The sequence below is a fragment of the Zoogloea sp. genome (genome assembly GCF_023150065.1).
Taxonomy (GTDB): Bacteria; Pseudomonadota; Gammaproteobacteria; order Burkholderiales; family Rhodocyclaceae; genus Zoogloea.
In genome coordinates this window covers 1-674 of the sequence record NZ_JAKLLN010000128.1, presented here as the reverse complement: position 1 = coordinate 674, position 674 = coordinate 1, and the positions used below count along the sequence as shown (strand labels likewise).

At 67.7% G+C, this 674-nt stretch carries 1 protein-coding gene; it reads right to left on the bottom strand.

The genetic code is table 11. The features are described from left to right. On the bottom strand, nt 1-674 hold a 674-nt coding region (locus tag L6Q67_RS23835), incomplete at both ends, for a sensor domain-containing diguanylate cyclase (protein WP_296576094.1).

Sequence of the window (674 nt, the reverse complement as noted above, 5' to 3'; positions counted from 1 at the left end):
GCCGGCCCCACTCGCTCGAATAGAACACGAAGCCGTTCTTGCCCAGCTCCTTGGCCCGATACATGGCGTCGTCGGCGGCCACGATCAGCCGGTCGCCGGTCACCGCGTCGTTGGGAAAACGGCTGATGCCGATGCTGCAGGAGGTCTGGATGCGGTGCTCCTCGAAGACGCAGGGCAGCTCCATCGCCGCGATCAGCTTGGCGCACACGCCCGCCACCGCGTGGTCGTCCTCGACGCCGGGCAGGATCACCACGAACTCGTCGCCCCCCAGGCGGCCGACGATGTCGGTCTCGCGCACGGCCCCCTTCAGGCGCCGGGCCACGTCACGCAGCAGCGCGTCGCCGGCGTTGTGACCGAGGGAATCGTTGACCAGCTTGAAGTTGTCCAGGTCGATGAACATCACCGCCAGCTGCTCGCCCCGGCGCCGGCAGAAGGCGATGGACTGCTCCAGCTGGCGATTGATCTGGGTGCGGTTGGAAAGCCCGGTGAGCGCATCGTAATAGGCCACGAAGACCAGCTGCTCCTCGGCCGAGCGGCGGGCCGTCACGTCCTGCATCTGCACGATGTAGTAGCCGTTGTTCCCGTGGTCGTCGCGCACCGCCGAGACCGACAGCAGCGCCCACACCATCCGGCGGTCCGGCGTCACCAGGCGCAGTTCGATCTGGAAGCTCGGC